General features: G+C 46.2%; 24 protein-coding genes, 1 other RNA gene, 3 pseudogenes and 1 other annotated feature. Of the genes and pseudogenes, 22 read left to right on the top strand and 6 right to left on the bottom strand.

Annotated elements, in window-relative coordinates; all coding sequences use genetic code 11:
- Positions 1–88: 88 nt before the first annotated feature.
- The 9 genes and pseudogenes from DW996_RS09505 to ilvC all read left to right on the top strand — a co-directional run bounded on the left by DW996_RS09505 (position 89) and on the right by ilvC (position 6886).
- Positions 89–832 carry a DNA/RNA non-specific endonuclease gene (locus DW996_RS09505; protein ID WP_330428897.1) on the top strand — a complete coding sequence of 248 codons (744 nt, stop codon included), beginning with the start codon at positions 89–91 and terminating at the stop codon, positions 830–832.
- A 96-nt stretch (positions 833–928) separates the two neighbouring features.
- Positions 929–1369, top strand: a complete 441-nt coding sequence (locus tag DW996_RS09500) for a YitT family protein (RefSeq protein ID WP_279220161.1) — start codon at positions 929–931, stop codon at positions 1367–1369.
- Positions 1357–1797, top strand: coding sequence for a YitT family protein (locus tag DW996_RS13640; RefSeq protein ID WP_279220160.1), 441 nt, complete (start codon positions 1357–1359; stop codon positions 1795–1797). The genes DW996_RS09500 and DW996_RS13640 overlap by 13 nt, the downstream gene beginning before the upstream one ends.
- Positions 1798–1800: 3 nt before the next feature.
- Entirely contained in the window at positions 1801–3177 is a 1377-nt protein-coding gene (locus tag DW996_RS09495; protein ID WP_118535546.1) for a glycoside hydrolase family 32 protein, read from the top strand.
- Positions 3174–3572: a DUF1284 domain-containing protein gene (locus tag DW996_RS09490; RefSeq protein ID WP_118281973.1), complete on the top strand. Its 399-nt coding sequence runs from the start codon at positions 3174–3176 to the stop codon at positions 3570–3572. The genes DW996_RS09495 and DW996_RS09490 overlap by 4 nt, the downstream gene beginning before the upstream one ends.
- Positions 3550–4227 carry a 4'-phosphopantetheinyl transferase family protein gene (locus DW996_RS09485; RefSeq protein WP_118535545.1) on the top strand — a complete coding sequence of 226 codons (678 nt, stop codon included), beginning with the start codon at positions 3550–3552 and terminating at the stop codon, positions 4225–4227. The genes DW996_RS09490 and DW996_RS09485 overlap by 23 nt, the downstream gene beginning before the upstream one ends.
- Positions 4224–5219, top strand: a complete 996-nt coding sequence (locus DW996_RS09480) for an asparaginase (RefSeq protein WP_118535544.1) — start codon at positions 4224–4226, stop codon at positions 5217–5219. The genes DW996_RS09485 and DW996_RS09480 overlap by 4 nt, the downstream gene beginning before the upstream one ends.
- Before the next feature lie 119 nt (positions 5220–5338).
- Positions 5339–5839 (top strand): acetolactate synthase small subunit, encoded by a 501-nt coding sequence (gene ilvN, locus DW996_RS09475; protein ID WP_118281970.1) that lies wholly within the window; start codon positions 5339–5341, stop codon positions 5837–5839.
- A 19-nt stretch (positions 5840–5858) separates the two neighbouring features.
- Positions 5859–6886 (top strand): annotated as a pseudogene (gene ilvC / locus DW996_RS09470) (ketol-acid reductoisomerase).
- Between the two features lie 73 nt (positions 6887–6959).
- Here the strand turns inward: ilvC and DW996_RS13635 are convergent.
- Positions 6960–7088 (bottom strand): hypothetical protein, encoded by a 129-nt coding sequence (locus tag DW996_RS13635; protein ID WP_279220159.1) that lies wholly within the window; start codon positions 7086–7088, stop codon positions 6960–6962.
- A gap of 3 nt (positions 7089–7091) precedes the next feature.
- On the bottom strand, positions 7092–7979 hold the full coding sequence (locus DW996_RS09465; protein ID WP_118535543.1) for a LysR family transcriptional regulator: 888 nt from the start codon (positions 7977–7979) through the stop codon (positions 7092–7094).
- Between the two features lie 216 nt (positions 7980–8195).
- Between DW996_RS09465 and leuC the strand changes: the two genes are divergently transcribed.
- Complete coding sequence (gene leuC, locus DW996_RS09460; protein ID WP_118282105.1) at positions 8196–9455, top strand: 3-isopropylmalate dehydratase large subunit; 1260 nt, start codon at positions 8196–8198, stop codon at positions 9453–9455.
- Between the two features lie 11 nt (positions 9456–9466).
- Positions 9467–9955, top strand: a complete 489-nt coding sequence (gene leuD / locus DW996_RS09455; RefSeq protein WP_118281967.1) for a 3-isopropylmalate dehydratase small subunit — start codon at positions 9467–9469, stop codon at positions 9953–9955.
- Between the two features lie 43 nt (positions 9956–9998).
- Here the strand turns inward: leuD and DW996_RS09450 are convergent, their stop codons facing one another.
- Complete coding sequence (locus DW996_RS09450) at positions 9999–10799, bottom strand: hypothetical protein (protein ID WP_118535542.1); 801 nt, start codon at positions 10797–10799, stop codon at positions 9999–10001.
- Between the two features lie 168 nt (positions 10800–10967).
- On the opposite strand from DW996_RS09450, the gene thrC reads away from it, so the two are divergent.
- On the top strand, positions 10968–12452 hold the full coding sequence (thrC, locus tag DW996_RS09445; RefSeq protein ID WP_118535541.1) for a threonine synthase: 1485 nt from the start codon (positions 10968–10970) through the stop codon (positions 12450–12452).
- Positions 12453–12522: 70 nt separating this feature from the next.
- Here the strand turns inward: thrC and DW996_RS09440 are convergent, their stop codons facing one another.
- Together DW996_RS09440 and DW996_RS09435 are read right to left on the bottom strand one after the other, a co-directional pair.
- Complete coding sequence (locus tag DW996_RS09440) at positions 12523–13410, bottom strand: chemotaxis protein CheX (RefSeq protein WP_118535540.1); 888 nt, start codon at positions 13408–13410, stop codon at positions 12523–12525.
- A gap of 3 nt (positions 13411–13413) precedes the next feature.
- On the bottom strand, positions 13414–13794 hold the full coding sequence (locus DW996_RS09435; RefSeq protein WP_118281963.1) for a response regulator: 381 nt from the start codon (positions 13792–13794) through the stop codon (positions 13414–13416).
- Positions 13795–13960: 166 nt separating this feature from the next.
- On the opposite strand from DW996_RS09435, the gene DW996_RS09430 reads away from it, so the two are divergent.
- From DW996_RS09430 to DW996_RS09420, 4 genes are read left to right on the top strand one after another with little or no spacing between them, the layout of a single operon-like run.
- Entirely contained in the window at positions 13961–14308 is a 348-nt protein-coding gene (locus DW996_RS09430) for a hypothetical protein (RefSeq protein ID WP_118281962.1), read from the top strand.
- Entirely contained in the window at positions 14305–14565 is a 261-nt protein-coding gene (locus tag DW996_RS09425) for a response regulator transcription factor (protein ID WP_330428895.1), read from the top strand. Before DW996_RS09430 ends, DW996_RS09425 begins: the two co-directional genes overlap by 4 nt.
- A complete protein-coding gene (locus DW996_RS14400; protein ID WP_330428894.1) occupies positions 14471–14701 on the top strand; it encodes a response regulator transcription factor in 231 nt (76 codons plus the stop codon). The genes DW996_RS09425 and DW996_RS14400 overlap by 95 nt, the downstream gene beginning before the upstream one ends.
- On the top strand, positions 14698–15402 hold the full coding sequence (locus DW996_RS09420; protein ID WP_118535539.1) for a sensor histidine kinase: 705 nt from the start codon (positions 14698–14700) through the stop codon (positions 15400–15402). Before DW996_RS14400 ends, DW996_RS09420 begins: the two co-directional genes overlap by 4 nt.
- A 38-nt stretch (positions 15403–15440) precedes the next feature.
- On the opposite strand, the gene DW996_RS09415 is transcribed toward DW996_RS09420, so the two are convergent.
- A complete protein-coding gene (locus DW996_RS09415; RefSeq protein ID WP_118281960.1) occupies positions 15441–16808 on the bottom strand; it encodes a citrate/2-methylcitrate synthase in 1368 nt (455 codons plus the stop codon).
- A gap of 130 nt (positions 16809–16938) precedes the next feature.
- Between DW996_RS09415 and ssrS the strand changes: the two genes are divergently transcribed.
- From ssrS to queA, 6 genes and pseudogenes are all read left to right on the top strand, one after another.
- Positions 16939–17119: non-coding RNA, 6S RNA (gene ssrS, locus DW996_RS09410), on the top strand.
- 88 nt (positions 17120–17207) lie between these two features.
- A complete protein-coding gene (locus DW996_RS09405) occupies positions 17208–18671 on the top strand; it encodes a SpoIID/LytB domain-containing protein (RefSeq protein ID WP_118535538.1) in 1464 nt (487 codons plus the stop codon).
- Positions 18580–19578 (top strand): annotated as a pseudogene (locus DW996_RS09400) (YihY/virulence factor BrkB family protein). The gene DW996_RS09405 and the pseudogene DW996_RS09400 overlap by 92 nt, the downstream one beginning before the upstream one ends.
- A 33-nt stretch (positions 19579–19611) precedes the next feature.
- Positions 19612–19827 (top strand) — a binding site (T-box leader).
- A gap of 113 nt (positions 19828–19940) precedes the next feature.
- Positions 19941–20960: a phenylalanine--tRNA ligase subunit alpha gene (gene pheS / locus DW996_RS09395; protein WP_118281957.1), complete on the top strand. Its 1020-nt coding sequence runs from the start codon at positions 19941–19943 to the stop codon at positions 20958–20960.
- A 20-nt stretch (positions 20961–20980) separates the two neighbouring features.
- Entirely contained in the window at positions 20981–23398 is a 2418-nt protein-coding gene (gene pheT / locus DW996_RS09390; protein ID WP_118535537.1) for a phenylalanine--tRNA ligase subunit beta, read from the top strand.
- A gap of 15 nt (positions 23399–23413) precedes the next feature.
- Positions 23414–24438 (top strand): annotated as a pseudogene (gene queA / locus DW996_RS14875) (tRNA preQ1(34) S-adenosylmethionine ribosyltransferase-isomerase QueA).
- The last annotated feature ends 127 nt before the right edge of the window (positions 24439–24565 follow it).

Genomic DNA, 24565 nt, shown 5'->3' with positions numbered 1-24565 from the left:
ACAAAATAAAAGGGGATGCAAGGCAGAGGAAAAATGCGCTATAATAGACGGGCATAAAAAGAATAAAATACATGACAAGGAAAAGATGATGAGCAGATATAAAAAGCTAAAAAGAAATAAGATGACAGCAACCGCTATGGCGATCGTGGCACTTTTGATCGGCATGAATCTGGGACGCATGGGGCAGGATACCACGGACCAGAAACTCCCGAACGGCATTACGACAGAAGTAGGTGCGGAAGAACTAAGTGACATACCGGACTATAGTGGAGCCCCCTATGTAGTCTTAGGGGACAATGTGCCGGATTTTACAGAGGAGGAAAAGAAGACCACTGAGGCATTTACCTACTATGGAGATCTAGACGATCTGGGAAGATGTACACTGACCTTTGCCAATGTCTGTCCCCAGACCCAGCCGACAGAGAAGCGCGGGGAGATCGGACAGGTACGGCCGAGTGGCTGGCATACGGTCAAATATAACGATCTGATCGACGGCAATTATCTGTATAACCGCTGCCATCTGATCGGCTATCAACTGACCGGAGAAAATGCCAATGAAAAAAATCTCATTACAGGTACGCGTTATCTGAATGTGGAGGGCATGCTGCCTTTTGAGGATATGGTAGACGCGTATGTGGATGAGACCGGAAACCATGTTTTGTACCGGGTAAGGCCGATCTTTTCGGGAGACGATCTTGTGGCGCGGGGCGTGCACATGGAAGCATGGTCGGTAGAAGATGCAGGACAGGGCATCTGCTTTGATGTCTTTTGCTATAATGTGCAGCCGGGCATTGTCATTGATTATGTGACAGGCGACAGTCAAAGAGAGTAAGCATAGGTTGAGACAAGGGGCATTTTTTGGTACAATAAAGCATATTTTAGTTTTTATGAAGTCTTGTAAACGCCGTTTGAAATGAGAGGAGACTAGATGAAAAAAGACGTATTACAACCCAAAAACTTTGTTATGCTAACGATCGCAGGTTTGATCAACGCCTTTGGCGTGGCCTGTTTTTTGTACCCGGTCAATCTGTATGACTCTGGGATCTCAGGTACTTCCATGTTGCTGGCGCAGGTGACACCGGGCTATCTGTCCCTGTCGGTATTTCTTTTGCTCTTAAACTTCCCTTTGTTTTTATATGGTTACAAAAAAATGGGCATATCCTTTACCCTCTATTCGGTCTATGCCGTTTTTGTCTATTCTATGGGAACCTGGATCATCACGGATATCCTGCCGGTGGATGTGACGATCGCCTCGCCTTTGGCAGAGCAGGATCTTTTGCTCTGTGCCATCTTTGGCGGACTGATCTCCGGTATCGGCAGTGGTCTGACCATACGCTACGGCGGTGCCATCGATGCGTGGAGATCTTAGCCATCCTTTTTTCAAAAAAACTTGGCATTACGGTAGGAACTTTTGTTATGGGCTACAATGTTATTTTGTATGTGTTTGCGGGCATTGTCATGGGCAGTTGGATCCTGCCGCTTTACTCGATCATCACATATGCGATCGCGCTCAAGGCAGTGGACTTTGTTGCGGAAGGTCTGGATAAGGCGAAATCCGTCATGATCATCACCAACCATCCCGACAATATCTGCGAGGCACTTTCTTCTGAATTTGGTAACGGGATCACGCTTCTGGGAGCCAAGGGCTACTATTCGGATAAGGATAAGACCATGATCTATTTTGTTGTCAACCGTTTCCAGATCAATAAAGTGAGACAGATCGTGCAGGAACAGGATCGGCATGCCTATGTGACGATCACGGAGGTATCGGACGTACTGACGCATGAGGAGGCGTAAGAGATGGCGGTAACGTTACATTTTCTGCCCAGAGACCATTGGATGAACGATCCCAATGGATTTATCTACTACCGGGGCAAATACCACATGTTTTATCAATATTTTCCCTACGAAAGCCGGTGGGGAACCATGCACTGGGGGCACAAGACCTCGACAGACCTTGTGCATTGGAAAGATGAGGGGATCGCCTTATATCCCAGCAGGGATTTTGACCGTAATGGCTGTTTTTCCGGGTCTGCCATAGAGATCGATGGGAAAATGTATCTGTACTACACTGCGATCGTCTATGCATCCATGGATCCGGCAAATATTCATGTGAGCGGCAGTGGGCTGATCGCATGTCAGGCAATGCTGGAAAGCCCGGATGGCATGCATTTTCCGGCGGAAGAAAAACGCATTATCATCCCGACGTTTTCGGAAAATGAGGTCGGTCATCCCGGAGATACCAGAGACCCAAAAGTCTGGCAGGAAAGGGAACAGTATTTTATGGTCCTGGGCAGCCGTAAGGGGGAGCAGGGAAATCTTTTGCTCTATAGCAGCAGGGATGGTCTGCACTGGCAATTTGCATCCGTGGTAAGCGACGAGCGCATCAAGAGCCATACCTGGGAATGCCCGGATATTTTTTCCATAGACGGAGAACATTATCTGATCATGTCGCCCATTGGCATAGAAAAGACCGGGACAAGTTATCCCAATCAGTCAGTCTGGACAAAATTGTCCTTTGATCCGGGAAAAAAACAGGCAAAGATCCTGTCACACCCCCGTTTCATAGATTATGGCATGGATCTTTATGCACCGCAAAGTACACTGGATGAAAAAGGCATACGCATTGTCATGGCATGGATGCGTATGCCGCGTCCGCTTGCAGACGGCAGGATCGGTATGCTGACCTTTCCGCGTCTGGTCAGGCAAAAAGAGGGTGACTTGCGTTTTGGACTGCATCCGGCGGTGGAGAGCCTTTTTACAAGAGTTTTGCAAAAGGAACAGGCAGAAGACGTCCTGCGGGATCAAAGACCATTAAAGATCAGTCTGGATCTTTTGGAGGGAGCACATATAGATATCGGGGGCTATGTCATCCGCTTTTATCAGGAAAAGGTCTATACGGACAGAAGCAAGGTCTTGGCCATAGAAAGAGCGGATCTTTTTGGCGAGGAAGCCCAAGTGGGCAAGGAGTTTTGCACGCCCATCTTGCAGGATGGCAGGCATCTTGATATTTATGTGGATGCAAATATTATAGAAATCTATGTCAATCAGGATGAGTATGTCCTTTCCAATATCGTTTATGATCTGGGAAGTCAGATCTTGGCACAGGATGTGGAAAAGATAGCGTATTTTGGGCTGGATACAGAAGAGCCGGTATACGAGGGAGAAAAGAAATGAAGCATTTTCGTGTACATCACATTATGTGTACCAATTTATATCAGGGCTATGGTTACAGCGGGGCATTTTGCCAGAATATGACTAAGATGGTCACCTGGCTCAAAGATCACGCAGACGAGCCGCTTTTACTGGTGAGTGATCCGGATGAGATCTGCAAAAAATGTCCGAATCTGGTGGAGGGTAAATATTGCATGGATGCGACCAATCATGTCAAGAGCAAGGATCAGCATCTGCTGGAACCTCTGCATCTTTTGGAGGGGCAGACCTACACATATGGTCAGCTCATGCAGCAGGCAGACAAGTATCTGACAAAAGAAGTATTTGAGTCGTCTTGCAGTAAGTGTGAATGGTACAAACAGGGGCTTTGTCATTATGAAGATTTCAGATTTTGCTGATCTTGGGCTGGAGCAGATCCCGCCTGCGGATACGGAAGAAGCGGATGCCAAGATCAAAGACTACTACGCATCGTTAAGTCCTGCCAGAAAAGAAAAGGCGGATGCCATAAAAAGCAGATCTTCCCGTAGGCAGAGCATTTGCGCCGGTCACCTTTTGGAAGATATGTTACGAGTCCGGGGGCTGTCTGCACCTTTTTCCTATGGCATGTCGGAGAGGGGCAAACCTTTTTTAGAGGACGTTCAATTTTCCCTGTCACATTGTAAAGGCTGGTGTGCCTGTATCGTGGCGGATCAGATGGTGGGAGTGGATGTTGAGATGCTGGGACGCTATCGGGACAGTCTGTGCAGACGCTTTTTTACTGAGGCGGAGCAGGTCTTTTTGCAAAAGACAACCGAGACCGATTTTTATTTTACCCTTCTTTGGACATGCAAGGAAGCACTAGCAAAATGTCTGGATATAGCATTGACAGAAGTGTGCCAAAATTGCAACATGAGTCCGCTTTTACAAACTTTAAAAACAAAGCCGTCACAAGGCATGCATGGACTTGGAAACCTGACCTACGGTGGATATGATATATATTTTGAGACCATATGTTTAAAAGATGCAGTTGCCACATATTGTCTATGCCGAGAAGAAAAGAGAGATAGAAAATGAAAAAGATTTGTATGATCGCTGTTGGCGGAACGATCGCTTCCGTTGAGACAAAAGAAGGATTGCGACCGGAGATCACCTCAGAGGAGATCCTGACCTATATACCGGAAGTGTCAAAACTCTGTCAGATCGACGCCATTCAGTTATTTAATATTGACAGCACCAATGTCTATGCCAAGCATTGGAAGGCACTGGTTTCCTGTATCGAGGAAAATTATGCGGCTTACGATGGCTTTGTCGTGACGCATGGAACGGATACGCTGGCTTATACAGCGGCAGCCCTGTCCTATTTTATCCAAAACAGCAGAAAGCCTATCGTTATTACGGGATCCCAGGTGACGATCGCGGCGGAGAATACGGATGCGAGAGACAACCTGCTCAATGCTTTTATCTATGCGGCGGATGACCGTGCATGCGGTGTGCATGTGATCTTTGATAACAAGGTCATCCTGGGAACGCGGGCAAGAAAATCCCGGACAAAAAGTTATAATGCTTTTTCCAGCATTGATTATCCACAAATCGCCATCTTTCGCAATCACCGACTGGTCTTTTATATCGAGGAGCCAAAGCCGGAGGGCAATCCTATTTTTTACCATGATTTTTCGGCGAGGGTATTTGTCTTGAAAATGATACCGGGGATCGATCCTGCCATCTTTGATTATCTGAAAGAGCACTATGACGCGGTCGTTCTGGAAAGTTTTGGTGTGGGCGGCGTGCCTTATTACGGTGACCATGCTTTTGAGGCGGAGATCAGCAAGTGGACGCAGGAGAAAAAAGTCCTGGTCGTCACCACCCAGGTGGCGCATGAGGGTAGTGATATGGAGGTCTATGCAGTGGGGCAGACCATCAAGCAAAAACTGTCCCTGATCGAGGCTTTTGACATGACAACAGAGGCGATCGTGACCAAATTGATGTGGATCCTGGGCATTACCAGAGATCCAAAAGAGATCGCGGAGATATTTTACACGCCTGTCGAAAAAGATATTTTATTGTGAGCCGGCATATATTTCATCATAGAATTTCGTTGACAAAACGAAGTGTTGTGCTAGAATAATTTTTAAGCGCGAGACGGACAAGTGTCTGTCTGCAAATGACAGAGGAGAGGTTTTTTCGTATGAGAAGTCAGGTAATGTCCATTTTGGTAGAAAATACACCGGGGCTTTTGAGCCATGTATCCGGGCTTTTTAGCCGTAGAGGCTACAATATCGACAGTTTTTCTGCCGGAGTGACAGCAGATCCGAGATTTACCAGAATTACCATCGTGGCAAGCGGTGACGAATTGATCTTAGAGCAGATCGAGAAGCAGCTTGCTAAATTAGAGGATGTGGTAGATGTCAAGATCTTAGAGCCGGGCTCATCCGTTACGAGAGAACTCATGATCGTCAAGATCTCCGCTAAGGCTGAGGATCGCCAGTCGGTACTCACCATTACGGACATTTTTCACGGCAAGGTAGTGGATGTGACCCATGATTCCATGGTCATTGAGGTTACCGGCCATCAGGACAAGTTACAATCATTCTTGGATATGTTAGCTGATTATGAGATTTTGGAATTGGCAAGGACAGGTCTTACCGGTCTGACCAGAGGTACTAAGGATGTTGTTATAATTGATTGATATTAAAGGAGGAAAAAAGATGTCACAGGAAGCAAGAATTTTTTATCAGGAAGACTGTAATTTATCATTGTTAGATGGTAAGACGATTGCAGTCATCGGCTATGGTAGCCAGGGCCATGCCCATGCATTGAATGCAAAGGAGTCAGGATGCAACGTGATCATCGGTTTGTACGAAGGCTCTAAGTCTTGGGCAAAGGCTGAAAAGCAGGGATTTGAAGTATATACAGCAGCAGAAGCTGCAAAGAGAGCAGATATCATTATGATCTTGATCAATGATGAGTTACAGGCGGATATGTATAAGAAAGACATTGAGCCAAACTTGGAAGAAGGCAACATGCTTATGTTTGCTCATGGTTTCAACATTCACTTCGGATGCATCAAGCCACCAAAGAATGTAGATGTTACCATGATCGCGCCTAAGGCTCCGGGTCATACCGTTCGTTCTGAGTATCAGGCAGGAAAGGGTACTCCTTGTCTGGTTGCTGTAGAGCAGGATTACACAGGAAAGGCTCTTGACATGGCACTTGCTTATGGTCTTGCCATCGGCGGCGCAAGAGCAGGTCTTTTGGAGACAACCTCAGAACAGAGACAGAGACAGACCTCTTTGGTGAGCAGGCAGTTCTTTGCGGTGGTGTTTGTGCACTTATGCAGGCTGGTTTTGAGACACTTTGCGAAGCAGGTTATGATCCAAGAAATGCATACTTCGAGTGTATTCATGAGATGAAGTTGATCGTAGATCTGATTTATCAGTCAGGTTTCGCAGGCATGAGATATTCTATCTCTAACACAGCAGAGTATGGTGATTACATCACAGGACCTAAGATCGTTACAGAAGACACCAAGAAGGCTATGAAGCAGATCCTTTCTGACATTCAGGATGGTTCTTTCGCTAAGGAGTTCTTACTGGATATGTCACCTGCAGGTCGTCAGGTTCACTTCAAGGCTATGAGAAAGTTGGCTTCTGAGCATCCTTCAGAGAAGGTTGGCGAGGAGATCCGTAAACTTTACAGCTGGAATAACGAAGAAGACAAGTTGGTCAACAACTAAGTCGACTGTACATAAAAGACAGTGCGCTCGTCGCACTGTCTTTTTTTCGTCTTGGGGATAGGGCGATGTGTTATCAGATATAGAGGAGCAGATGGCTGGCAGGGGCAGGGGATGGCTGGTGCAGTTTGCCGCCCGCATACTGCGCCAGCCCATCCCCTGCCCCCCTGCCAGCCATCTGCTCCCGCGAAGTTTGCTGTCGCATTGCCTAGCCACGGCAAAAATCAAGAAAGCAGGACAACGCATCGTTTTGCAGATGCGTCTTTTTGTAGGCAAAGCCGACATCGCGCTTATGGATGGGGATGTCAAGCGGAATCTGCTGCAACTGTCCGTCTGCCAGTTCCTCCTGCACAAAGTTTTTGATGACACAGGCAACACCGACACCGATCTTGGCAAACTCGATCAAAAGATCCATATTGGAGATCTCGATATAGTCCTTGGTCTGGATCTGGTTCTTGGCGAGGTAATCGTCAATGTACTGACGGGTCATATTATTTTTATCAAGGAGCATAAGGGTGGATGCTTCCAAGATCTCCCGCGTGGAAGTCATATCCTGCGGAAGATGCGACATATAGGTGGAAGTCGCCACAAAGATGTCCTCGATCTCCACTAAATTTTCATAGATGAAGCCAGTCTTATGCTCCGGCATGCCGACAAGCCCGATGTCAATGGCATCATCGGCTAACATCTTGAGGGTCTCATTGGAGGACTGACAGCGGATGCGGATATTGATCTGTGGGTGTTCCCGGATAAAGGCGGCCAGGTAGGGAAGCAGGAGATATTTGCAGAGGGTCGTGCTGACCCCGATATGCAGGGTGCCGCCATCGGTCCGGGTCAGTGTCTCCAACTTGGTCTCTGCACTTGTGATTGCCGAGAAGGCGGTATCTAAATGCTGAAAGAGGAGTTGCCCTTCCGGTGTCAGCCGAACACCCTTGGAATTGCGCAAAAAGAGGCGGGTATGGAGAGCGTCTTCCAACTTCTGGATGGATTTGCTGATGGCAGGCTGGCTGATATATAATTGGTTGGTTGCCTTGGAAAAACTTCCGGCTTTGGCAACTTCATAAAAAATGTGATAAGCAGACAGTGGATTGTTCATGGTATTTCCTTTCTGATGATATATAACCTATAGTTATAGTAAATATATTTAATATGTATTTCTATTATATATACTTTCATGGTAAAATCAATATTGAACAAAAGAAAACTGCCTGAGATATGGGGTATGGCTGCAAACGTATCCGGTGTCACAGGCAGGAAAATCAGACATAAGAAGCACATAAGTATAGATCAGGAGAAAAAGGAGGAACATGTCATGGGAATGACAATGACACAGAAAATTCTTGCGGCACATGCCGGATTGGATTCCGTAGTGGCAGGACAGTTGATCGAGGCAGATCTGGATCTGGTACTGGGCAATGATATCACTTCACCGGTAGCCATTCATGAGATTGAAAAAATGAAGGTAGACGGCGTTTTCCACAAGGACAAGATTGCACTTGTCATGGATCACTTTGTACCAAATAAGGACATCAAATCCGCAGAGCATTGCAAATGCGTCCGTGAGTTTGCGTGCAGAAATGAGATCACCAATTATTTTGATGTGGGAGAGATGGGAATCGAACATGCCCTTTTGCCGGAAAAAGGTTTGACCGTAGCCGGTGATGTCATCATCGGAGCAGACTCACACACCTGTACCTACGGTGCGCTCGGAGCATTTTCTACCGGCGTGGGAAGTACGGATATGGCAGCAGGCATGGCAACCGGTAAGGCATGGTTCAAAGTACCGTCCGCTATCAAGTTCAATCTGGTTGGCAAGCCGAATAAATACATCAGCGGTAAAGACGTGATCTTGCACATCATCGGTATGATCGGTGTGGATGGCGCACTTTACAAGTCCATGGAATTTGTCGGCGAAGGCATCCAATACTTATCCATGGATGATCGTTTTACCATTGCAAATATGGCCATCGAAGCCGGTGGAAAGAACGGTATCTTCCCGGTTGACGATCTGGCTAAGCAGTATATGGCAGAACATTCCAAGAGAGATTACAAGGTATATGAGGCAGATGCGGACGCTGTTTATGATGAAGAATATACGATCGATCTTTCAACCTTAAAGTCAACGATCGCATTTCCACATTTACCGGAAAATACAAAGACCATTGACGAGGTCGGCGATATCAAGATCGATCAGGTTGTGATCGGCTCTTGCACCAACGGCAGATTTGAGGACTTAAAGACAGCGGCAGAGATCTTAAAGGGCAAGAAAGTCAAGAAGGGCTTACGTGTTATCGTGATCCCGGCAACCCAGCAGATCTATCTGGATGCCATGGAAGCAGGTTTCATCCGTACCTTTATTGAGGCTGGTGCCATTGTTAGTACACCGACCTGTGGTCCGTGTCTGGGCGGTTATATGGGAATTTTGGCAGCAGGCGAACGATGCGTTTCGACAACTAACCGAAACTTTGTCGGACGTATGGGACATGTAGATTCCGAAGTATATCTGGCAAGCCCGGCAGTGGCAGCAGCAAGTGCTTTGACAGGTAAGATCAGCGGACCGGAAAACGTATAAGAGGTGAGAATATGAAAGCAGCAGAAGGAAAAGTATTTAAGTTTGGCGATAATGTAGATACCGATGTTATTATTCCGGCGAGATATCTGAATTCATCAGATCCAAAGGAACTGGCAACACACTGTATGGAAGATATCGATGCAGATTTTGTAAAAAAGGTAACGCCGGGAGACATCATTGTGGCAACCAAGAATTTTGGATGCGGATCATCCAGAGAACATGCACCGATCGCGATCAAGGCAGCCGGCGTATCTTGTGTGATCGCAGAGACCTTTGCGAGAATTTTTTACCGCAATGCCATCAATATCGGACTTCCGATCGTAGAGTGCCCGGAGGCGGCAAAAGATATTTCGGATGGAGACGAGGTATATGTTGATTTTGACAGTGGTCTGATCACCAATAAGACGACCAATAAGACCTATCAGGGGCAGGCGTTCCCGCCATTTATGCAAAAGATCATTGACTGCGAAGGACTTGTCAATTATATCAATCAGAAATAAAAGAATGTGAAAAGACCCGGTCTGTTTGACAGATCGGGTCAAGTTATAGGACAAAGGAATCGATATAATCCAGATAAGTCTGGGAGAGTTTTAGTGCCGAATAAATATCGGCATATTCCCGGGCAGACAGGTCTGCGATATAGTTCTGGATAAAATTTTTCTGGATGCCGTGATCTCTGGCGTAGTCGACCGCCTTGTTGTAGGCGATGGCAGCCTTGATCTCCGTTGTATATTTTCCAATGATGACATCACCATTGAGGTGGAGCCTGGCAACAAAGAGGCGTTTGCCCTTTTTCTCGGTCTGGGTGATGCCGTGATAGGCGTTGATGATGCGGATATTGGCATAGCGGTAATCGGTCGGATCCCCGTTGACAAAGACATAATCCCGTCCGGCTACACCGTAATTCTTGATGCCATAGCGTTGGGCGATATTGTATTGCATGCCATAGTCATTGACAAAGAGGTGATTGCCGCGCCGCATGATCTTATGGCTGGAATAGTAGAAAAGATCGTCATTGTCAAATTTGAGATCATAATCTGCCTCCAGATAATAGGAAAAAAATCCCTTTTGCAGGTAGATCGGTGTTTTGATATACATGCCGTGATCCCGGAAATTCAAAAGGCTGATGGCTTTTTCAAAAGACAGGTGGCGGATGCGGGAAGTGTAGTTTTCCGGCGTGATCGCAGGGCTGGATAAGATGTCCATGGCTTCCCGATAGATGGCGTGGGCGATGGCAGCATCAGAAGAAGAACCAAGGCTGATATGCTTGGCATGATAAGTCAGGCTGGCACGATAATAAAGAGAGCCATCTTTTTTTGAGGTTTGATATACGCCGGTTGACATAAATTCCTTCCTTTCATTATTTATATGGCATTTATTATAGCATAAGGGTCTGGATTTGAGAAATCCTACGTTGACACGGCTTTTGGGTATAACGTATAATGGAAATCAGCGTAGTGACGTGTCAAAGTTACAAACGAAGTGAGTGAAGAAAAAGGAAGAGGTAAGAAAATGGAATTACAGTATGTAAGCACAAGAGATGCATCTGAAGTGGTGAGCGCATCACAGGCGATCTTAAAAGGATTGGCAAATGGTGGCGGGTTGTTTGTCCCAACCTTTATTCCAAAATTGGATGTGAGTTTGGAAGACATGAGCAAGATGACTTATCAGCAGACAGCCTATGAAGTCATGAAACTCTTTTTGACAGATTTTACCAAGGAAGAGTTGGAAAACTGTATCAACCGCGCTTATGATGCCAAGTTTGACACCGAGGAGATCGCACCTTTGGTATATGCAGACGGCGCTTACTATCTGGAACTGTTCCATGGATCTACCATTGCCTTTAAAGATATGGCATTATCTATCCTGCCGCATTTGATGATCACATCAGCCAGAAAGAACCAGATCAAAAATGATATTGTCATTCTTACTGCGACCAGCGGAGATACCGGAAAGGCTGCCCTTGCCGGATTTGCAGGCGTAGAGGGCACCAAGATCATTGTCTTTTATCCAAAGGACGGTGTCAGCCCGATCCAAAAGCAGCAGATGGTGACCCAGACAGGGGACAACACACTGGTTGTTGGGATCGACGGCAATTTCGATCAGGCACAGACCGGTGTGAAAAAGATGTTTGCTGACGAAGATCTGAAAAAGGAACTGGACGCAGCAGGCTATCAGTTCTCATCTGCCAATTCCATCAATATCGGACGTCTGGTACCGCAGATCGTATATTATGTCTATGCATACAGCCGTCTGCTTGCCAACGACAAGATCAAGGCGGGAGAATCGATCAATGTGGTTGTGCCGACAGGAAATTTTGGAAATATCTTAGCCGCATTTTATGCAAAAAATATGGGGTTGCCGATCGCAAAACTGATCTGTGCATCCAATGAAAATAAAGTATTATTTGATTTCTTCCGTACCGGTGTCTATGACAAGAACCGAGAATTTATCCTTACCAACTCACCGTCTATGGATATTCTGATCTCCAGCAACTTGGAGCGCCTGATCTATCGCATTGCAGGTGAGGACGCAAAGGCAAATGCAGCATTGATGCAGAGCCTTACGACAGAAGGACGCTATGAGATCACGCCACAGATGCGTCAGGCTTTGCAGGATTTCTATGGCAATTACAGCAGCGAGGAAGAGACCGGACAGACCATTCATGATCTCTATGAAAAGACAGGCTATGTGATCGATACTCATACCGCGGTTGCTGCCGGTGTTTACGGCAAATATAAGGCAGAGACAGGGGATGAGACACCGACGGTCATCGCTTCTACCGCAAGTCCTTTCAAGTTTGCCAAGAGCGTCATGACTGCCATTGATGCTTCCTATGCAAAGGAAGATGATTTCGCATTGATCGATAAGTTGAGCGAGATCTCCCGTGTCGAGGTGCCAAGAGCCGTAGAAGAGATCCGCAGTGCTCCGGTACGTCACAAGACCATTTGTGCCGTGGATCAGATGCCACAGGTAGTAAGAGATTTCCTGAAATAAAAAATATACAAGATACAAAAAAGAGGGTTTCCCAAGCGGAAGCCCTCTTTTTAAAATATGGATTTTCATACTAAGCATATAAACTGATGATCAAATGAATAGCACCAAACGGATAGATGACCGGCAGAATGAAAGTCGTAGAAGAAAGCGACAGTGCTTCTGTGGTATCTACGGAAGGTGGATCCAAGGATAACTCGATGGAGTGTTCATTAGACATATTGACCATAAAGAGTCCGTTGTGCAGATTGATAAAGTCCTCAATAGATGCCTGCACATATTCGTCAAACTCGGTAAAAGTTGTCTTGGCATAGCGCGATGCGAAAGCAATAGCAACATCTTCTTCCATGTCCACACGGGAAATGCAGTTTACCTTGCCGTGGATACGCTGGGATACGCAGTAGTTGACCGGGAACTCATCACAAGGAATCGGTGTGAGAGGAGTGAAGTCATCCCCGATAAAACGCACCAGATTATTGAACATGAGTTCCATATACATGATGCTGTATTCCGTGATCGGAACCTCTGCCACCAAAAAGAAACGTTCGATCAACTGGGTGATCTTTTCTTTGCTTTCGATATTCAGATCGATGTCATACATCTCATTTTCGGCTTCATAGTCCAAGACCAGCGTTTGCAGTTCCTCATAGGAAATGGCACCATCATCGACCAGACATTGTCCAAAGAGGATAAAGTCCGGAATCTGTGTCTTTAAAAGTTCGCGTACCTGGTCTTCGGTAAGATAACCGCGCTCTATGGCAATCTCGCCAAATCTGCGGTCTTCTCTGGTCTGCAGAAAGCATACTTCGTCCACTTCGGAGGCAACCATATAGCCCTTGTGCATGGCAAGGGTACCTAACTTGATGTGCGCGGCAGACAACTGTGAGATCGCGTGTGTCAACTGTTCAGGCGTAATGGCATCGCGTCTGAGCAGATAAGAGCCAAAAAACTGTGAATACATACTTTATTTTCCCCCTAAGTGTACCTCAATCAATCGATCAACCTGTGGCTGACTGATCGGCTTCTGAATGAAATCTTTTGCTCCGGCTTCGATCGCCTTCTTTAACTGCATCTGTGTGCCGACAGAGGAGACAATGATGATCGTTGCGTCAGGATCTGCAGCGATGATCTCCTTGGTCGCAGCGATGCCGTCTTTGAGCGGCATGACAATGTCAAGAAATACCATGTCCGGATGATATTTTTTGAACTGCTCAACGGCCTGCTCGCCGTTGACAGCATCATAATAGGTAGCCCCGGATGCGTATTCGCTGATGGCATCCTTTAGGTTTTTCCTGGCTAATATTGAGTCGTCGCAGATCAGTATGCTTTTGTTCGATAAATCCATATCTATAACTCCTTGCAATTATTTCTTCCTAACTTATCTAAATATACTTATAATACTACATCAAATGACATAATTATTCAAACAAATTGTGTAAAACCTTAGACTTTTATTGAAAGAAAAAAATCTTACCGTTATAATGATTACAAATAAATGAGAGAGGTGTAAAATGACAAATGCAGATATGATGGTTATTTTTGATGTGATCATCACGATTATGGGATCTTATATTATCTTTTCTACGATAAAGATGAAAAAGGATGGCATGGTGCCGAATTTATTTGTGCCGGTAGAGGAGATGACCAAATGTAAAGATCAGCCGGGCTTTATTGCCTTTCTTTTCCCGCGGGCGATCATCTTTGGGCTTGTGTCTGCTATCTTTGGCATCGAGGGCGTGTGCAATGATATGTTCTTGAATCTGGGACAGATCGTCAATGTCATCATGATCGTGGTCTTTATCGTCGCATGGGTATGGTTTTCCATGCAACTTCGCAAGGGAAAGGAGAAATTCTTTTGAGTAGCAGAATTCTTGTAGTAGATGACGAGGAGAAGATCCGTCTGATCATCCGCAAGTATGGTGAATTTGAAGGTTATGAGATCGATGAGGCTGCCAATGGTATGGAAGTCGTAGAAAAGTGCCAGAAGCAGGACTACGACCTTTTGATCATGGATGTGATGAATGCCGGAACTGGACGGTTTTTCTACCTGTGCCGCCATCAAAAAGACAAAAGATATTCCGGTGATCATGCTTTCTGCCAGGGGCGAGGAATATGACCGGATCCATGGCTTTGAGTGTGGCGTGGATGACTATGTGGTAAAGCCTTTTTCTCCAAAAGAGTTGATGATGCGCCAAGGTGGTCATGAGCCGGCAGAAAACGACGGAATAAAAAATGGATATCTATACCTATGAGGGACTGGAAGTCAATTCTGGTAAGTGCGGAGGATAGTGACGATCTGTCGGAGGCTTTGGAGACACTGGCGCTGGATAATGGCGTATCACTTTTGGTCACAGATGCAGACGGTGCTACGCTTTACAGTGCACAGTACAATCCGCGGGGAACTATGAATACCCTGCCGCAGGATACCTTCAAAGAACTGTATGCCCAGGCACAGGCATCCGGCGGAGAAACACAGATCGAATATATGGGCAGTATGCAGTTTGATCTGACCGACCTGATGCGACAGGTCATGCTGCGTTATGGCAAATTAAAGGAGCAGGATGGTTATGTCATGGAATTTGTTGCAGATGGAGAAGTCTATATCATGGGAGATGCAGACAAGATCACCCAAGTACTTTGCAATCTGATAGGCAATGCCATCAATTATACCGGAGCCGATAAAAAGATCATCGTGCGGCAAAGCCTGCACGAACACCATGTACGCGTGGATGTGATCGACAGCGGCGAGGGGATTGCGGCGCAGGATATTCCCTATGTGTGGGATCGCTATTATAAGGGAGATAAGGCGAGAAAACGTCTGGTGTCAGGCACAGGTCTGGGACTTTCCATTGTGCAAAAGATCTTGGAATTGCACGGAGCAACCTATGGTGTAGAGTCAAAGCCCGGGATGGGGGCAGATTTCTGGTTTGCCTTTGAAATCGTGGAAAAATAGAAAAGACAGAAGGGATGTCCCTTCTGTCTTTTTTGCATCTATTCTCTTTCGTCCATAGGAGTTACTTCTTTGTGCGGACATACGGTCATGTAGGCAGGACGCATGATCTTGCCCTTGTGACATACTTCTTCCATACGATGTGCGCTCCATCCGGCGATACGCGCGATGGCGAAGATCGGTGTATAGAGTTCCAGTGGAAGACCAAGCATCTGATATACAAAACCACTGTAAAAATCGACGTTTGGGCTGACACCCTTGTAGATCTTGCGCTTCTCGGCAATGATCTCCGGTGCTAAGCGCTCTACCAAAGAGTAGAGGGCAAATTCTTTTTCATAGCCCTTTTCCTCAGACAGACGTTCTACGAAAGAATGGAAGGTAACGGCTCTCGGGTCAGACAGAGAATAAACGGCATGACCCATACCATAAATAAGACCTGCCTTGTCGAAGGCTTTTTTATCCAGAAGGTCACGCAGATAATTGCCGACTTCTTCTTCATTGGTCCAGTCTTTGACCTGTTCTTTCATATCTGCAAACATCTTGACAACCTTGATGTTGGCACCGCCGTGTTTTGGCCCCTTCAAAGAACCGATCGCAGCAGCGATGGCAGAGTAGGTATCCGTGCCGGAGGAGGAAACCAGATGTGTCGTAAAGGTGGAGTTGTTACCACCGCCGTGTTCCATATGCAGGATCAGGGCAACATCTAAAAGTTTTGCCTCGAGTGGTGTGAACTTACTGTCATCACGCAGACAATGCAGGATGTTTTCTGCGGTAGAATATTCTTTCTTTGGCGGATGGATAATCAGACTTTCGCCATTGTAGTAGTGGCGGTAGGTCTGGTAACTGTAAACGGACAGAAGCGGGAACATACTGATCAGTTGTAAGCACTGACGCAGGACATTGGCTTCGGATGTGTCGTCCGGTACTTCATCATAAGAATATAAGGTCAGAACTCCACGTGCTAATGCGTTCATCATGTCTTTGCTTGGCTTTTTCATGATGACATCACGGACAAAGTTCTGTGGCAGGGAACGATAATTGCTCAACAATTCACAGAATTCGCCCAGTTCCTGTTTGTTTGGTAATTTGCCAAAGAGGAGCAGATAGGTGCATTCCTCGAAACCAAAGAAGCAGTCATCCGGCAGTTCTGCGATCAGATCCTGCACATTGTATCCGCGGTAATATAACTCACCGTCGCAAGGAACGGATTTGCCATCCACGATCTTGGTGGAATTGACCTCGGAAATCTCGGTGATCCCGACCAAGACACCTTTACCATTTAAATCACGAAGACCTCTTTTTACATCGTATTTGGTGTATAATTCCGGGTCGATGTAAGAAGATTTCTTGGATAATTCTGATAAATGCACTAACTGAGGAGTAATTTCGCTAAATGATTGATTTGTCACAATGGTTACCTCCTTTTGCGTATATACTATTTATATTATCATGAGTTACCGTGTAAAAGCAAGATATGAAAAAAACCATAATTTACTATGGTAATTTATTTGAAGATATCATATAATAGCAATAGATTTTTTTAACCTGAAATGTGCGATTCAACCTGTTGTTTTGAACCTACATTTACTTTAAAAGGGATTCTTATATTGTCTGATGGATGTCAGGCCTCCGTTTGCAGTGGAAGGCAGAAGTCAGATTGCGGTTACCCACCTAGCATTGCTAGGAGTCAAAATATCAGGCCCGGCATTTTGGGGATACTTAAAAAGATAAAACACATAAGACAAGGAAGTTGCCGTCCGGTGACTTCCTTTCTTGTGTAATAAAAATTCCTGGGAGGGAGGAAAGAATTGAAAAAACGGACGCGTTATACATTACGAAAGCCAAAAGACTATCGCATGGTTATTTTTCTGACCCTTTTGTGTGTCTTTTTGATCTTATTGATTCTTTATACCCAAGGAAAAATGCGTATTTTACAGGATTTTATAGCGAGACAGACAACCAAGGAAGAGGATAAGATACAAGAGGAGGTCCCGGATACGCCGGAGGCAATGCCTTATTCTTCGGATCTTCGCATTGTACTTATGGATCGGGACAAAGATATATACCGGGGCTCTATCAGCCTTTACGGAGACAGCAATCTGACCATCAACCGGGCAGGGCAGACCAGCGATCTGGCGGCAGGGACGACCTATAGCATGAGCGCAGACCAGATCAGCGCCGGGGAGACGATCACGGTCACAGGCGCAGAGGGCAGCCAGTGGTATCTGGTCAATGAGGACGGCGTGACCTCCAATGGATATGAGGGGACGCTGGAGATCTGGGGACAGGCGAATGGACTTGTGCTGGTCAACCAGATTCCCATGGAATATTATTTAAAGCGCGTCGTGCCAAGCGAGATGCCAAGGACCTATGGGGCAGAGGCATTAAAGGCACAGGTGGTGTGTGCAAGAACCTATGCTTATGGGCACAGCAATTCTTATGCCTATCCCGATGTCAAAGGAAATATGGATGACACCGTCTCTTTTCAGGTGTATAATCAGGGAACGGAATCTGCGGAGACCAATGAGGCGATCCGTTCTACCGCAGGGCAGATCCTTATGAAGGATGGAACTGTGGTCGATGCCCTGTATTATTCGACATCCTGTGGCTATATGCAGGACGGCACGCTTTTTGGTAATATGGATAGCAGCATCTTTCATACCGGCTATATCGGCTTACAGGAAAGCGGACAGGATTTTGATACTTATCTGCGCAGTGGGGACGAGCATGCCTATGAGGCAAACGAGCGTTATTTCCGCTGGCAGGCAAGTCTTACAGGGGATGATCTTTCCGGACTGCGGGCACATTTGCAGAATTACCTTGCCACGGACGATAGTATTTCCTGCGACAGGAAGATGAAAAAGAAGATCACAGACACTTCTTTGACAGATGATAAGGCATTGGGGCAGATCAAGAATATCACGGTAGAAAAACGCAATCCCGGCGGGGCAGCCATGTACATCAGCATTTCTTTTTCTGAGGGAAAGGTAGAGATAGAGGACCAGTTACATATCCGGCAGATCTTAGGTGATCTATGTGGCTATGTCATCTTGCAGGATCAGGAAAGGTTAGACAGCGTCAGCACACTTCCGAGTGCGGCGATCTCCATCGAAAAGCAGGGGGACGGGAAGTTTCTGGTCTATGGCGGTGGTTTCGGACATGGTGTTGGCATGAGCCAGAATGCAGCCAAAGCCTTGGCGGCAGCCGGTTATGCTTATACGGATATCCTGGGATATTTTTATCAGGGAACCGCCTTGCAGCAGGTATATTAAAGATAGAGGACAGATTATGATATGGATGGTCATCGGATATGTAAAGACATATCTGGATAAATGTAAAAGAGATAATATCGGTGCTTTCGCGGCACAGGCGGCATTTTTTATCATTATGTCGGCAATTCCTTTTTTGATGGTGTTTACTTCCTTGTTACAGTACACCAATATTTCACAGGAATATGTCACGGACCTGCTCTGTAAAGCCATGCCAAAATATATCGAACCGCTCTTGCAGCCGATCTTAAATGAAGTATATTCCCGGCCGGTCGGAATCATATCCCTCACGGCGATCGTTGCCCTGTGGGCGGCAGGAAAGGCCCTGCAATATATGACAGCAGGCATGAATGTCTTAAATGGCATTGATGAGACCAGAAATTGGTTTGTCGTTCGTTTCTGGGCGATTGTCTATACGATCGTATTTATTTTTGCCATTATCATCGTGCTGATCCTCATGGTATTTACGGAATATATCCAGAGCCTTTAAGATCAGGCGTTTGGTGTCTGGGGCATACTGGTAGCCATTGTCAGTGTCCGCCCGCTGATCCGAGGGCTGGTAGTCTTTGCCATACTGACCGGACTTTTTGTATGGCTCTTTACGACCCTGCCAAATAAGAAGATCAAGGCTTATACGCAGATCCCGGGCGCACTTCTTTGTGCAGCAATCTGGTATGTATTTTCGATTTTTCTATCTTTATATGTGAATTTTTACGATCGTTTTTCTATTTATGGCAGTATGTCGACGATCGTGCTCATGATGTTCTGGCTGTATTCGTGTATGTATATCATGTTTATGTGCGCGGAGGCAAATGTCTTCTTCGCCGAGGTGCTGGGGAGATTTATGCGCAAGCAGATGGGAAAAATACAGGATAAATGGAAAGCCTTTCGCTTGAGAAATAAATCTTGATGTTTTTTTCAGGCTATGCTAGAATGTCAGATGTTAAAGGCTTTGAATGCGCACAGTAGCATGTCATACTTTTTTCAGAGAGGATGGGTCATCGGCTGAAAGCCCGTCTAAGGTAAGGTGGCAGGTGAATTTCCCGCAGGAGCTGCGTGACTGAAAGAAGTAAGTCGCGACGGATAGTGCACGTTAAGCATATGAGTGTCAGAGAAATCTGGAATCAGGGTGGTAACGCGGAGTGATTTCGTCCCTATCGGGATGAAGCCTCCGCTTTTTTGTGTCATAGAAATCTGATACATTCCCTATCACAAAAGGCACTTCGTGCTAAAAGGACTTTTTGAAGAGAAAATAAAGAAAAGGAGATAGAAATGAAAGATAAGTTACAGGAAATCACAAAAAGAGCCATGGAACAGATTGATGCAGCAGAAGAAATGTCTGCACTTAACGATGTGCGTGTGGCAGTGCTTGGAAAAAAGGGTGAACTGACCGCTGTATTAAAGTCCATGAAAGATGTGAAGCCGGAAGACAGACCGGCAGTAGGACAATTGGTAAATGAGACCAGAAGTGCCATCGAGGAGAAACTCGCTGAGGCAAAAGAGCGCATGGAAGAGGCAGAGTTAGATCACCGTCTCAAATCCGAAGTCATCGATGTGACCCTTCCGGCAAAGAAGGCAAAGATCGGACATTTACATCCAAACACCAATGTATTGCAGGAAGTAGAAGATATTTTCGTTGGTATGGGCTATGAAGTCGTAGAAGGACCGGAAGTAGAATATGATTACTACAACTTTGAAGCCTTGAATATCCCGGCAAATCACCCTGCCAAGGATGAACAGGATACCTTCTATATCAATAAGGACATTTTGCTTCGTACCCAGACCTCACCGGTACAGGTGCGCGTCATGGAAAAGGGCAAACTGCCGATCCGTATGATCGCACCGGGAAGAGTTTTTCGTTCCGATGAAGTAGATGCGACCCATTCTCCATCCTTCCATCAGATCGAGGGGATGGTTATCGATAAAAACATTACTTTTGCAGACTTAAAGGGAACTTTGCAGGAGTTCGTTAAGCAGTTGTTTGGCGCGGACACCAAGGTTAAGTTCCGTCCGCATCATTTCCCATTTACCGAGCCGAGTGCAGAGATGGACGTTTCCTGCTTTAAGTGCGGCGGCAAGGGCTGTCGTTTCTGTAAGGGCGAGGGCTGGATCGAGATCTTAGGCTGTGGCATGGTACATCCAAAGGTACTCAAGATGAGCGGTATCGATCCGAATGAATATCAGGGATTTGCTTTCGGACTTGGCTTGGAGCGAATCACACTTTTGAAGTACGAAATTGACGACATGAGACTCTTGTATGAGAACGACGATCGTTTCTTGAAGCAGTTCTAGGAGTAGGAGGAAGAAATAGCATGAGAACATCATTAAATTGGATTAAAGATTTAGTACCAGGGCTGGAAGCAACGCCTCAGGAATTTATGGATGCTATGACTTTGTCAGGCTCCAAAGTAGAATTTTATGAATGTATGGACAAGGATCTGGAAAAGATCGTAGTCGGACAGATCGAAAAGATCGAAAAGCACCCGGATGCAGACAAACTAGTCATCTGTCAGGTCAATGTAGGAAGCGAGACCATCCAGATCGTGACCGGTGCACCAAATGTATATGAAGGTGCAAAGGTGCCGGTTGTCTTAGATGGCGGACGTGTTGCCGGCGGTCATGACGGTGAAAAGACCGAGGGCGGCATCAAGATCAAGAAGGGCAAATTGCGTGGCGTAGAATCAAACGGTATGATGTGTTCGATCGAAGAACTGGGTTCAGACCGCAATATGTTCCCGGATGCACCGGAATACGGCATTTATATTTTCCCGGAGGATACCCAGGTGGGAGCCGATGCTGTCAAGGTATTGGGACTGGATGATGCCGTTGTAGAATATGAGATCACATCCAACCGTGTAGACTGCTTTGCTGTTCTTGGCATTGCAAGAGAAGCAGCAGCAACCTTTAAAAAAGAATTTGTACCACAGGTTGTTACAAAGACAGGAAATGACGAGGATGTCAACGATTATATCAAGGTGTCTGTAGAGGCGACAGATCTCTGCCCACGTTATACGGCAAGAGTGGTAAAGAATATCAAGATCGCTCCTTCACCGGAATGGATGCAGAAACGCCTGCGCGCACAGGGCATCCGTCCGATCAACAATATTGTCGATATCACCAACTATGTGATGGAAGAGTACGGTCAGCCAATGCATGCCTATGATATGGATACGATCGAAGGGCATGAGATCCGGGTTCGCCGTGCCAATGCAGGTGAGACTTTCGTGACTTTGGACGGACAGGAAAGAAATGTAGATGAAAATGTACTGATGATCTGTGACGGCAAGAAAGCCATTGGCATTGCCGGTATCATGGGTGGTGAAAATTCCATGATTACAGACAATGTTTCGACCATGTTATTTGAGGCAGCATGCTTTGACGGAACCAATATCCGTCTTTCTTCCAAGCGTGTGGGACTGCGTACCGACGCATCCGGCAAGTTTGAAAAGGGACTGGATCCAAACAATGCCATGGATGCTATGGATCGTGCCTGCCAGTTGGTAGAAGAATTGGGCGCAGGTCAGGTCGTTGGCGGTGCCATCGATATTTATACCAAGAAGATGGAAGGCAGACGTTTGCCGTTTGAACCGGATAAATACAACCATATGCTGGGAACCGATATTTCACCGGAAGACATGCTGGAATACTTCAAACGTCTGGACTTAGGTTATGACGAAAAGACCAATGAGGTATTGGTGCCGTCATGGAGACAGGATCTGGAAAGTTATGCTGACCTTGCAGAAGAAGTTGCCCGTTTCTATGGCTATGACAGGATCCCGACTTCACTGCCAAGCGGAGAGGCAACCACCGGTCGTCTTTCTGAAAAGTTAAAGGTAGAAAAGATCGTGCGCAATGTTGCACAGTTCTGTGGTTTCTCACAGGGCATGACCTACTCCTTTGAAAGTCCAAAGGTATTTGACAAACTCCTTCTGGACAAGGATGATGTACTGCGTCAGGCGATCGTGATCTCCAATCCTTTGGGAGAGGACTTCAGCATCATGCGTACCCTTCCTTTGAATGGTATGATGACATCTTTGGCAATCAATGCAAACCGTCGTAATAAGGACGTGCGCTTGTTTGAAATGGGAAATATCTATCTGCCAAAGCAGTTGCCACTTACTGAACTGCCGGAAGAAAGAATGCAGTTGACACTTGGTATGTATGGAGAGGGTGATTTCTTTACCATGAAGGGGGTCATTGAGGAGATCACTTCACAACTTGGCATGGATGCAAAACTGACCTATGATCCGGCATCCGGTAAGAACTTCTTACATCCGGGTCGTCAGGCAAATGTCCTTTATCAGGATAAGGTCATTGGATATTTAGGTGAGGTACACCCGAAGGTATGTGCAAACTACGGTATGAAAGAGCGCACCTATATCGCTGTTGTCGATATGCCGGCAGTGATGGAATTTGTATCCTTTGACAAGAAGTACGAAGGCATTGCCAAGTTCCCGGCTGCAACAAGAGACATCAGTATGGTGGTTCCGAAGGAGATCCTGGTCGGACAGATCGAGGAAGTCTTTGAGACCAAGGGCGGCAATTACCTGGAGTCTTACGAACTCTTTGATATCTACGAGGGCAACCAGATCTTAAAGGGGCATAAGTCTGTTGCATATTCTTTGATCTTCAGAGCAAAAGATAAGAACCTGGAGGAAGAAGATATCACGGCTGCCATGAACCGCATTTTAAAGGCACTGGAAGCCATGGGTATTCAGTTGAGAAAGTAATTAAGGAAAAAGAAAATGGATGTAAAAGACTTTTATTATGATCTTCCGGAGGAACTGATCGCACAGGATCCTCTGGAAAAAAGATCAAATTCGAGACTTATGATCCTTGATAAAAAAAGTGGCGATGTGACGCATCGCCATTTCTATGATATCAAGGAATATTTAAGACCGGGCGATTGTCTGGTCATCAACAACACCAGGGTCATACCGGCGCGTTTGTATGGCGAGCGCGAAGAGACCGGAGGCAAGGTTGAGATCCTGCTTTTGAAGCGGAAAAGCGATGATGTCTGGGAGACACTGGTAAAACCGGGCAAAAAGGCAAGGATCGGCACACGCCTGACCTTTGGCGGTGGACTTTTAAAGGGCCAGGTCATCGATATTGTGGATGAGGCAACCGCCTGATCCGTTTCTCCTATGAAGGAATCTTTGAGGAGATCCTGGACCAGTTGGGACAGATGCCCCTGCCGCCTTATATCACACACGAACTCAAGGATAAGAACCGCTATCAGACGGTCTATGCCAAATATGACGGATCTGCGGCAGCACCGACCGCAGGTCTGCATTTTACAAAAGAACTCTTACAGGAGATCCGTGACATGGGTGTATCCATTGCGGAGGTCACTCTGCATGTGGGACTTGGCACCTTCCGCCCGGTCAAGGTGGATGATGTCTTAGACCACCATATGCATTCCGAATTTTTCCAGATCTCGGAAGAAGCGGCAGACCTGATCAATACGACCAGAAAAAACGGCGGACGTATCATTTCTGTTGGGACGACCAGCACGAGAACACTGGAGGCGGCGGCAGAAGCGGACGGCACCTTACATGCCAAGAGCGGCTGGACGGATATCTTCATCTATCCGGGATATCAGTTCAAGGTCATCGATGGACTGATCACGAATTTCCATCTGCCGGAATCCACGCTTGTCATGCTGGTTTCTGCCCTTGCCGGCAGGAAACATGTCATGGCAGCCTATGAGGAGGCAGTAAAGGAACGATATCGCTTCTTTAGTTTTGGCGATGCCATGCTCATCATTTAAAATTGCGCTTTTTAAAATACAATCTTCCTGGTCGCATAGGAGAAATTTAAGAGGACATAATATTATAGTAGCTTGCATAAGGCAGGCTGCTATTTTGCATTCGCCCTATGGCGAGAAAGGAGTTTTT

Origin of the sequence: Roseburia sp. AM51-8 (genome assembly GCF_003478275.1) — a bacterium.
GTDB classification, from domain to species: Bacteria; Bacillota; Clostridia; order Lachnospirales; family Lachnospiraceae; genus Pararoseburia; species Pararoseburia lenta.
The sequence above is the reverse complement of the archived record's forward strand: the minus strand, read 5'-3'. Positions and strand labels throughout refer to the sequence as shown.

Excerpts from the sequence above, each read along its gene's own strand:
- DW996_RS09500 (WP_279220161.1), top strand. The coding sequence starts at position 929 with ATGAAAAAAGACGTATTACAACCCAAAAACTTTGTTATGCTAACGATC.
- DW996_RS09505 (WP_330428897.1), top strand. The coding sequence starts at position 89 with ATGAGCAGATATAAAAAGCTAAAAAGAAATAAGATGACAGCAACCGCT.
- leuC (WP_118282105.1), top strand. The coding sequence starts at position 8,196 with ATGGGAATGACAATGACACAGAAAATTCTTGCGGCACATGCCGGATTG.
- pheS (WP_118281957.1), top strand. The coding sequence starts at position 19,941 with ATGAAAGATAAGTTACAGGAAATCACAAAAAGAGCCATGGAACAGATT.
- DW996_RS09480 (WP_118535544.1), top strand. The coding sequence starts at position 4,224 with ATGAAAAAGATTTGTATGATCGCTGTTGGCGGAACGATCGCTTCCGTT.
- DW996_RS09490 (WP_118281973.1), top strand. The coding sequence starts at position 3,174 with ATGAAGCATTTTCGTGTACATCACATTATGTGTACCAATTTATATCAG.
- ilvN (WP_118281970.1), top strand. The coding sequence starts at position 5,339 with ATGAGAAGTCAGGTAATGTCCATTTTGGTAGAAAATACACCGGGGCTT.
- DW996_RS09485 (WP_118535545.1), top strand. The coding sequence starts at position 3,550 with ATGAAGATTTCAGATTTTGCTGATCTTGGGCTGGAGCAGATCCCGCCT.
- DW996_RS09440 (WP_118535540.1), bottom strand. The coding sequence starts at position 13,410 with ATGTATTCACAGTTTTTTGGCTCTTATCTGCTCAGACGCGATGCCATT.
- thrC (WP_118535541.1), top strand. The coding sequence starts at position 10,968 with ATGGAATTACAGTATGTAAGCACAAGAGATGCATCTGAAGTGGTGAGC.
- DW996_RS14400 (WP_330428894.1), top strand. The coding sequence starts at position 14,471 with ATGCCGGAACTGGACGGTTTTTCTACCTGTGCCGCCATCAAAAAGACA.
- DW996_RS09435 (WP_118281963.1), bottom strand. The coding sequence starts at position 13,794 with ATGGATTTATCGAACAAAAGCATACTGATCTGCGACGACTCAATATTA.
- DW996_RS13635 (WP_279220159.1), bottom strand. The coding sequence starts at position 7,088 with ATGCGACAGCAAACTTCGCGGGAGCAGATGGCTGGCAGGGGGGCAGGG.
- DW996_RS09420 (WP_118535539.1), top strand. The coding sequence starts at position 14,698 with ATGAGGGACTGGAAGTCAATTCTGGTAAGTGCGGAGGATAGTGACGAT.
- DW996_RS09495 (WP_118535546.1), top strand. The coding sequence starts at position 1,801 with ATGGCGGTAACGTTACATTTTCTGCCCAGAGACCATTGGATGAACGAT.
- leuD (WP_118281967.1), top strand. The coding sequence starts at position 9,467 with ATGAAAGCAGCAGAAGGAAAAGTATTTAAGTTTGGCGATAATGTAGAT.
- pheT (WP_118535537.1), top strand. The coding sequence starts at position 20,981 with ATGAGAACATCATTAAATTGGATTAAAGATTTAGTACCAGGGCTGGAA.
- DW996_RS09430 (WP_118281962.1), top strand. The coding sequence starts at position 13,961 with ATGACAAATGCAGATATGATGGTTATTTTTGATGTGATCATCACGATT.
- DW996_RS09465 (WP_118535543.1), bottom strand. The coding sequence starts at position 7,979 with ATGAACAATCCACTGTCTGCTTATCACATTTTTTATGAAGTTGCCAAA.
- DW996_RS09450 (WP_118535542.1), bottom strand. The coding sequence starts at position 10,799 with ATGTCAACCGGCGTATATCAAACCTCAAAAAAAGATGGCTCTCTTTAT.